Source organism: uncultured Rikenella sp. (assembly GCF_948810725.1).
Lineage (GTDB): Bacteria > Bacteroidota > Bacteroidia > Bacteroidales > Rikenellaceae > Rikenella.
On the sequence record NZ_CAQIVA010000061.1, the window covers coordinates 1 to 8,411 of the forward strand.

Here is an 8,411-nt window from a genome sequence, read left to right on the forward strand (position 1 = left end):
ACTACGACCGGTTGTTACACGTGGCCTGGGCCGATCGAAGCCGTCCGATCGATACAGTTCAAGTGAATCTGAATGACATGCTCGGTTACGGCGAGGTTATAGCCGGCGATTTACATACTCGGATAACGGCCTTGCTGGATTCGGATGCGTTTCGTCCCGTCGGCGGTTTGGTGGATGCCGCCTATCGGGAAAAGATTGCCCAAGGTTACGTCGTTGCCCAAGACTAAATGAAAAAGATGGACACAAAGAATAACTTCCGGAGATCTCGCACTTATATCAAATATGCTGAGTGCCGACATTTGTTACGTGCGGCAGTTGAGCTGTTGGGGTATAAATTGGATAAAAGCGGTTCGTCTACGCGCGATCTGAAATACAAAAGTGAAGCCTTTGATGATGTGATCATTATCACTGGCCGGACAAACTATGAGCTGTTTTTTAATCCTCGTACATCCGAACGAGGGGATGTGGTTCAATTCCTGCAACATAGGGCCGGAAGTACGGTTAATCAATTTGCCGAATTACAGCCGAATCGTCAATTCGTCGATCAAAAACTGCGTGAAGCTTCAGGATACACCTTACGGACTGACTATGTTGAACCGACGCGGACAAAGACGGTAAAAACTCCATTTTGTCCGGACACAGAACAATATGTTATCAAGTCTCTGCCTGAAACGTTGGACCAAATGCCCAATGGGATCTTGGCACTGCTTCAGAAACGAGGCATTGATCCGCAAGTCTTTTGGGAAAAGGATATGTGGAATTCGGTGGGGATTTTATGGCTGAAACATAACGAACGGCGGATTCCCAATCTTGTGTTTTTATGGAAAGATCCCGAGAGTTGGGAGACGTTGGGCGCACAATACAAGTTTTACATGCAGGGACCCGATGGACAACAAAGCAGTAAAAAAGTATTTGTGAAGGGGAGTGACCGCTCTCAAAGTCTGTGGATGACGAATCTGGAGGGTAAAACGAAGTTATTTATAACAGAGGATGTGTTTGATGCGGTAGCCCATAGATTGTTGATGAAGGATGATACGATCGGTTATTGTGCGACCGGGGGATCGATCACTCCGGAACAGATTGCTCAGATTCGGAGTCTGGTCAAAACGAGACAAATGCAACTCGTTCTCGGGAATGATAATGATGGAGCAGGGATGTTGAGTAACCTGAAAATCATTACGGATTTGAAAAGTTATGAATATTCCAAACAGCGCCAAACGCTGCAATTTACTATGATGGACGATACGTCGTATTCGTTTGACTACTCTCGGTCGACAGAACCACTGGTTGCCAAAATCCGAGAATTAGCGGAAAAACGCAATATCTTGATTGAAGTACCCAGGCGGAAAGATTGGAACGAAGATCTCAAGGCGCAGCCGTCTCAAACTTTGACGACGCTCAGAAAGGAATGCCAACAGTCTCTGCAAAGAGAAACGCATTCGCGGGTTCAACAAAAGGGAGAAAAATTGTAATTTTTAGATAGGTGAGTCCATGTCGGCAGAGTCTCAAAAGTATCAGAGCAATATTAAAAGTGCTGTAACTACTTTATATGTCGCGGGGTTATTGGTGCTACTTCTGGAGTTGTATTATACCGATTATGGCTTGATCCAGGCGTTGAATTTGAATTGGACCTGGCTGGACCTTCGGTTGATTAAGCCGGCATGGAGGGTATTGGATGCGGTTGTCAAAGTTCGGAGCATCATTCTGGTTTTGTTTCTTCCCATTTTGTTGTTTCCCACAACCAAATCGCCGGACAAAAATCTGTTTTTGCAAATCGGTATCGCCCTGATCGGAGCGATACTCTTTTATCTGGCAGGTTTCTGGGTACTGTTGCCGCCTCCTAATTATGTTGGACAAGTATTGAATATGGGCGTGAGCTTGGGGGCCGCAGTTATCGTAATTCGGCAGCTATTCTATTTTGCACGATATTTTAGTGGGGTTACAGCCAGCCTCGATGAAAATACTCGATATGCCGATGGATTTAAGCAAATGCAGAGGCTGATTGAAAACAAGTATTCCGTCAATCTGGGTTATGTCTATCATGAAAATCTGGAGACGAAAAATGGTTATATCAATGTAGTCAATCCGTTCCGGGCCACGTCGGTAATCGGTACGCCAGGGAGCGGTAAAACGTATGCTATCCTGGAGGAGTATATGTACCAGATGATTCACAAAGGATTTTCCGCTGTGATCTATGATTATAAAGACCCGGCCTTGAGTAGTCTTGCATATAACTATTTGCAGAGCGCCGGGAGTAATCAGGCCGAGTTTGTTTATATCTCGTTTAAAGATTTGAACCGCACGTATCGATGCAACCCGCTCAAGGATATTGTTTCTTCGGCCGAGGCACTCGATTTCGCCACCGTAATTTTGACCGCTCTGAATAAAAAATTCGAGGAAAAAAAGGGGGATTTCTTCGTTGAATCGGCCAAGAACTATACGGCACTGGTGATTTATCTGCTGGGATTGTTGAAAGGTGGCCGGTATCAATCTTTGCCCCACCTGCTTTCACTGATCGGTCGAAAAAGTGCGACCTCGTTTCCGGTGATTCGCTTGATCGCGATCTTTTATCCCGATATGAAGACCTTGTTCGGCCCTTTCGAGCAGGCTTTTGACAATGAGGTTTTTGAACAGCTTTCCGGTCAGCTCGCGTCGGCACAGATCGGTCTCGGCTCTATCGCGGATAAGGAACTGGCCTATGTGATGACGGAAGATCCGGAGGATTTCTCGGTTGAGCTGCATGTGAATTCACCGGAAAAACCTCAGGTGATTTGTATCGGGAATAATCCGACCAAAGATATAGTGTATGGTTTGGCTAATTCGGTCTATTTGTCGCGGTTGGCAAAGATTTGTAATGTCCGGGGTACTCCTTGTCTGTTTGCAGTGGATGAATTACCCACCGTATTTATAAAAGGACTTGACAACCTGATTGCGACCGGGCGTTCTAATTTGATTGCCGTTTTACTGGGGTTTCAAGATGATGCCCAAATGATCCGTGATTATGGGAATCATTTTGCTGATGCGATGATTAAGACGATCGGGAACACATTCTCCGGTGCTGTTGTGCGCGAAACAGCGAAAAAACTCTCGGAAAGCTTCGGAGAAAAGAAAGTCAAGAAGGTAAGCAAAACTGTTTCTCAAGATGGGGCAGTTAGTACGAATATCAATGAGGTGAAAGAGCGACGCATACCCCAGGATACGATCGAAGAGCTGTCACAAGGTACTTTTGTCGGCCGAGTTTGCGACGAGTTCGATACTCCGTTCGATGAGAAGGTTTTTCATGGAAGCATTCAGGTCGATCGATCGCACAAAGAGAAGCCTCATGAAATTCCCAAGTTGAGAAATTATTCGGATGAAGAGTTCGATTCAGTCTGCCGGCGCAATCTGATCCGGATACAGACGGAAACGACGAACTTATTGAGTCAGGTTCAGGAAATCGCGAATGATTATCTTTTATTGCGGAAGATGACGCAGCCCGATGCCAAAACAGATCAGAACCTGTTTTCATTTATCGAGGATCCGGACAATGAGGAGAATCATATCCATTTATTTGTCTGGCTGGAATTAGTCTATAAGATCATCGATGATCTTGAACTGTTGGAGTTGCGCAACGATACCTTGACGTTCGACGAAAAATTCGATTTGTTATTGTTGGATGTATTCGAGGGGGATATTACCGGTCAAAATTTAATCAGACAGTATCGACAAGATATGCACCTGATGGATTATGAATCGGTAAAAAAGGCAATCGAACAGGTCGAACGTCAAATGACTACTGTGGCAGAGCAATATTCACCTTTCGGCGAGTCAGTAGCTGCCACTGTACCACAAAAATCGACATATAATCAGAGGTAATGGAATACATGAAGTTCATTTTTTATGGTCTTGCAGCTTGGGTCGCTGTTGTTTTTTTTAGAGCTTTTTTCAAAGCTGGTAAACGACAAAGAGGAAGTGTAAAAGATGCGAAACGGATGCTAACATCTTTTATCGAAACGTCTCTATCATTACCTGACGGTGGACGGGTTGTGCCTAATCATCTATTTCAGGTTCTTGCACGAGAACAATCGTTGGCTAAACTAAATCTTTGCTTTGGGAAAAAGTTAATGCTTGGCCGACCAAAAAATCTTTGGCATCTGAAAGAGAAACAGATCGCAGTGCCATCTTTTTCCTTGACAGTTACAGGTGAACAGCTTGAGGTCTCGATAATCGCCGAGTTGGAATATGCCGCATTATTGGCTCAAACCGTTTTGCAAGCTCTGCAATCGGCTGATGGAGTGGTAACATTGAAATGTCCATTGCTGTTGATTGTACATGCGTCGGGTATGGAACATGCTGACCAGGTAGAGATTGAAGTTGGTAAATTCCAGTTTTCCAATGATGTCCTGAAAATTGAAATCCCGGAAATTGCGTTATCCTTGACGTTCAACGTGAATAGTTCTACCCAAATGGCTCTCAGTCATGCGCTTGATGTTGCGGGGCGGTGTGCTTAGTTGTTGGAGCTTTTTCCTGCTGATTCTCCCAGTTGTGAGTAAAGCTCAATCGACCGGGGAGAAATTCGGAACTTTAGAAAGGCGCGTGGATTCTTTACTCCGGCAAGCGCCGTCGGCCGAATATTTCCTCAAGGTGGTTAATTTGATCAGGTGGGATAGTCGGATTTTGACCTCGATACCGTCGATCTCTCCGGTACGTATTGCAGAGACTCGAAATATAGCTCACGCGATCTCCTCCCCATTTGGAAGTCGTATTCATCCGATCTTTCATACACAGCATGCTCATTCAGGAATCGATATCCCGGGCAAAGAGCGTGACACGATCTATGCGGCCGGGAGTGGAGTAGTGGCCGCGATCGGAGTCGATGATAAATTAGGGGGCTTTATCCGGATTCAGCATGATTACGGTCTGGTTTCTGTGTATGGTCATATGCGAAAAGCTTTGTGCCAAGCAGAGGATACTGTCCGGATCGGTGAGCCGATCGGGCTGATGGGGAGCACCGGCAACTCGACCGGGCCGCATCTGCACTACTCGGTCAAGTTCCGCGAAACGTTTACCGATCCTATTCCCTTTTGTTACCTAATGTTCGATTATCTCAAAAGAGCGTCGCGATCTGAAAAAGTTCCGTTTTTCTCCCCGGAGGATCGGCTATAATCTTGGGATGTTCTTTTTCTTCGGTGTCTTTTGGGGTCGGACAACAGGAGCAGTTGTTTGTATCGAGAGAGCTTCCGGTCGTGAGCTGAAAACAGTCCGAGGTTGCCGAATCATATCTGTCAATCGTTTGGCGATGTACTTCCAATTGTAGGTATTGCCGATCAAATGGATCGGTTCGGTGAAATCGATATCGTCGAAAAAAGTAAGTCCTTTGATGGGTCTGATTCGGGTCGAGCTCGGAAACTTCGCTTCATAGGCTCGAAGCATATCTGTCAGCGACAAATAGGTGGAAAGGTAAGCCACGTCGATAAAATCTTTCAGCCGGCTGCCGTTGTCGGCAATGGCCGAAAGTTTCATCGCGGCAATATCCCGCATCGAATACAGGCGGACACCTTCCGGCGAGACAACCACCTGGTCGATCAAAGGATAAGCATGGGTGATACAATCGACAGCCACCCCGTCAATCGTTCCTCTCAGTGATTTTTCCGGTTGAAAGTACCGACGAATAATCCATACTGCTCACCCAATTCTGTCGCGTCGAAAGATTCCGGTGTGAATAAATCGAGATCGATGCGTTTTCGGTGTCCGATATACAAGGCCAGCGCAGTTCCTCCGGCAAGATTGAAGTTTGCCAGCTCAGGATCGTGCATCGAGGCGGTTAAGCGTTCAAGAGTCGTTCTCTCGACAGTCTCCTCGTGTAACATCTCAGTTGCTCTTTTTGGAGTCCGAACACCGAGCAGACGAAATTCATATCGATATCGGATAGTGTCGGAATCTCTTTGATGATCTCGCGGACTTTGGTGATTCCGCCGTAGAGCCGGATAGCGGCATAAAAGTCCTCCATGGTTCCCCGTTCCACCACCCGTTGCATGACAATGACTCGGAACCGTTGCCAGTCGAAACGCGTCAGGTCATACTCCCACAACAGCGTTTTGGAAACTTGCAAACCCTTGCTTTTCTGTCGCCAGTCGCTGAAAATCATAGCCCTCATTCTTTGTACACAAATATAGCAAAATCGAGCAAAACTCCTCGGTCTCAACATTACTGAAAATATCTGATTTAACATAAGATAAATAACAACTTATTTTATAAGCAATAAAAAGTTGGCCTGCCAAGACCAACCGTGTGAGATTTTATCCGAACCCGGTGAGTTTGGCCGTCCGACTATTACTCTTTGGACAATCGGTCCCGAATCGATGCAAGTGTATCTTCAACCGGATCAAAAGAGCCTATCCAGGTCGGAAGATCTTTGTTGATCCACCCTATGGTTTGTAAGATCTCGTTGTGAATCTGTTGAACCTGCCTCAGATCCCAACAAATCGGCTCGTGATGGAAGACCCGATTTCGGAACCGCCGGAAACGGTTCAACGGAGCCGATACATTCTTCCGTTGGCGCTGCGGCTTGGGCATGTAAGGAAACGCACGGCGCAAAGCTTGCCACAAGATCAATTCATATTCACTATTAAACAATGAGACCCAAAAACCTAAGGTCAGTTCGGCTATAATCTTAGAAGGAGTCGCCAATTCTCGGCGGCCCGAGATTTGCTTATTAGCCGTAGTAATATAATGGTTCAAGTTGGCCAAGCCGGGAGTTTTTGACAATTGAGTGTACCAGTCCTCCCGCCCGAAAAGAGTCTGTAACTCTCGGACAATGGCATTGCGCAAAGCAATCTCCAAGGTCGAGATACAGGGGTAAAAAGCCTTGGATAATTCGATATTGCATCGATAGTGCGTAATGGCCAATGCTTCATTATCCTGATGGATACTAAAATACTTCTCCATCCGTTTATTTGAGAAAACCTTTTCAAAGAAAGTTTTGTCGAGTTCCATCTTTGTATTATCTTTGTAGCACCGTCCCGGTCGTCCCTCTCCTGGCTTTTCGTTACCAGTGATGGACCCGGGTTTTTTCTTTTGAACACTTCACTTTTATAACTTCAGTATCTGCGTGAAGATACATAAAAAAGCGAGACAGGACATACTGTCTCGCTTTTTTGTTGGTATTATCCCCGGCTCCCCCATTCAAGAGCCTCACAACCTCTCGCGGAATCTGGTATATGCCTCTTGGGCCATCTGCGTGATATTCGGAAACAAGGTATCGTGGGTTATCCCGGACAAGTAGTTCGCCCGCACATAGTCTGCCAAGGATTTATGGATATCCAAACACCAGACCATGCGGTTATCCAAATGTTCTTCCAGGGGAATATCCTCCCGATTGTACAGCAGGAAACACCCCTCCTGGGCGGTGATATTCAAGTTCGACCAATATAACGTCTGTCCGGTGTAGGGTGTGGTCACAGCTCGGGCGAACTTCGGGTTATCGACAAACGCCAACGGAACTACATAAAGGTTATCTTTCCACTTCATGTATTGGTCAAGGCTGTCAAACGGGCTTTTGTCGATAGGATACCTATTTCCGAGCTCTTCAACGAGTTCTTTCCCCAAGTCCAGGCCACGATTCAAAAAATCATCCATCCGAGTCAGCTCTGGGCCGACCTTGTCGAGGTCGATGTAGTACAATGAGAAGTAGTCGTCGAGGTCGTTCTCGGTGTAAACGGTGGTAAGGCCGGCTGTCGCGAAATAGAGCGCCACCCGGTGGTTGTGGGTAAAGTCCAGCAGGGGCGTCGGCGCCGAGTAGTGTTGCAACAGGCTCAAGTACAGGAAATCGGTCTGTACAATATTCATCGACGCAAAGTAATCGTTCAGTACTCTGTTTTGGCGCATATCCCCGATCAACGAATCAACCAACTGGTTAATGGTCGTATGCCTCCCCAGTCCGTTCGTGATCCACTCACGCTGAACGGAGGTGAAAAGTTTGTACCGGGCCTCCCGCACGCCCCGGAAAATACAATGGGGGTTGTCGGCCAACAGATGGTTAAGATGGTTCGTCAGAGTCTTTTCATCGTCGATTTTTACATAACAAAACTTCGGTCTCTTTTCTTCGATCGATCGGTATTCAGGGAGTTTCATACTCAACATTTCTTTATCATGCCTTGGGGGAGGGAGAAAAACGGAACTTTTTCACCTGCTCTCTGTACAAAGATAGACCACCGATCTGCAATTTTCTCCATTGATTTTACATGGAATGACTTCTTCGATAGTCAGTTCAAGGAAAAACCGCCGGTTTTTTGTGAGTAGCCTCTGAGGGAGTTGGGAGGTGAGATTTCCACGGCGAAAGTATGAAGCGTCTCTGGCCCGGTACACACCCGCCGGGAAAAATCATCCTCGGCCCCCTGGGTGGCCTTCTGTATTTTTCCCGGCGGGCCTAC

At 46.5% G+C, this 8,411-nt stretch carries 10 protein-coding genes; 5 read left to right on the forward strand and 5 right to left on the reverse strand.

The genetic code is table 11. The features are described 5' to 3' along the window. The 5 genes from Q9S52_RS09925 to Q9S52_RS09945 all read left to right on the forward strand — a co-directional run. Positions 1-227 (forward strand): hypothetical protein (locus Q9S52_RS09925; protein WP_304708997.1); only part of this gene is annotated, 227 nt, incomplete at its 5' end. Continuing rightward, positions 228-1,472, forward strand: coding sequence for a hypothetical protein (locus Q9S52_RS09930; RefSeq protein WP_289198924.1), 1,245 nt, complete (start codon positions 228-230; stop codon positions 1,470-1,472). 19 nt (positions 1,473-1,491) lie between these two features. After that, positions 1,492-3,855, forward strand: a complete 2,364-nt coding sequence (locus tag Q9S52_RS09935) for a type IV secretory system conjugative DNA transfer family protein (protein WP_304708998.1) — start codon at positions 1,492-1,494, stop codon at positions 3,853-3,855. A gap of 8 nt (positions 3,856-3,863) precedes the next feature. After that, positions 3,864-4,490, forward strand: a complete 627-nt coding sequence (locus Q9S52_RS09940; protein WP_304708999.1) for a hypothetical protein — start codon at positions 3,864-3,866, stop codon at positions 4,488-4,490. Further along, positions 4,459-5,145 carry a M23 family metallopeptidase gene (locus Q9S52_RS09945; protein WP_304709000.1) on the forward strand — a complete coding sequence of 229 codons (687 nt, stop codon included), beginning with the start codon at positions 4,459-4,461 and terminating at the stop codon, positions 5,143-5,145. Before Q9S52_RS09940 ends, Q9S52_RS09945 begins: the two co-directional genes overlap by 32 nt. Here the strand turns inward: Q9S52_RS09945 and Q9S52_RS09950 are convergent. From Q9S52_RS09950 to Q9S52_RS09970, 5 genes are all read right to left on the reverse strand, one after another. Further along, a complete protein-coding gene (locus Q9S52_RS09950) occupies positions 5,140-5,601 on the reverse strand; it encodes a nucleotidyl transferase AbiEii/AbiGii toxin family protein (RefSeq protein ID WP_304709001.1) in 462 nt (153 codons plus the stop codon). The two genes, Q9S52_RS09945 and Q9S52_RS09950, sit on opposite strands and share 6 nt — an antisense overlap. A 17-nt stretch (positions 5,602-5,618) precedes the next feature. Beyond that, complete coding sequence (locus Q9S52_RS09955) at positions 5,619-5,849, reverse strand: hypothetical protein (RefSeq protein WP_297625927.1); 231 nt, start codon at positions 5,847-5,849, stop codon at positions 5,619-5,621. Continuing rightward, positions 5,804-6,136 carry a hypothetical protein gene (locus tag Q9S52_RS09960; RefSeq protein WP_370649009.1) on the reverse strand — a complete coding sequence of 111 codons (333 nt, stop codon included), beginning with the start codon at positions 6,134-6,136 and terminating at the stop codon, positions 5,804-5,806. Before Q9S52_RS09960 ends, Q9S52_RS09955 begins: the two co-directional genes overlap by 46 nt. Positions 6,137-6,312: 176 nt before the next feature. Beyond that, entirely contained in the window at positions 6,313-6,975 is a 663-nt protein-coding gene (locus tag Q9S52_RS09965; protein ID WP_304709002.1) for an Abi family protein, read from the reverse strand. Between the two features lie 198 nt (positions 6,976-7,173). Further along, a complete protein-coding gene (locus Q9S52_RS09970) occupies positions 7,174-8,112 on the reverse strand; it encodes an FRG domain-containing protein (RefSeq protein WP_304709003.1) in 939 nt (312 codons plus the stop codon). Positions 8,113-8,411: the final 299 nt, after the last annotated feature.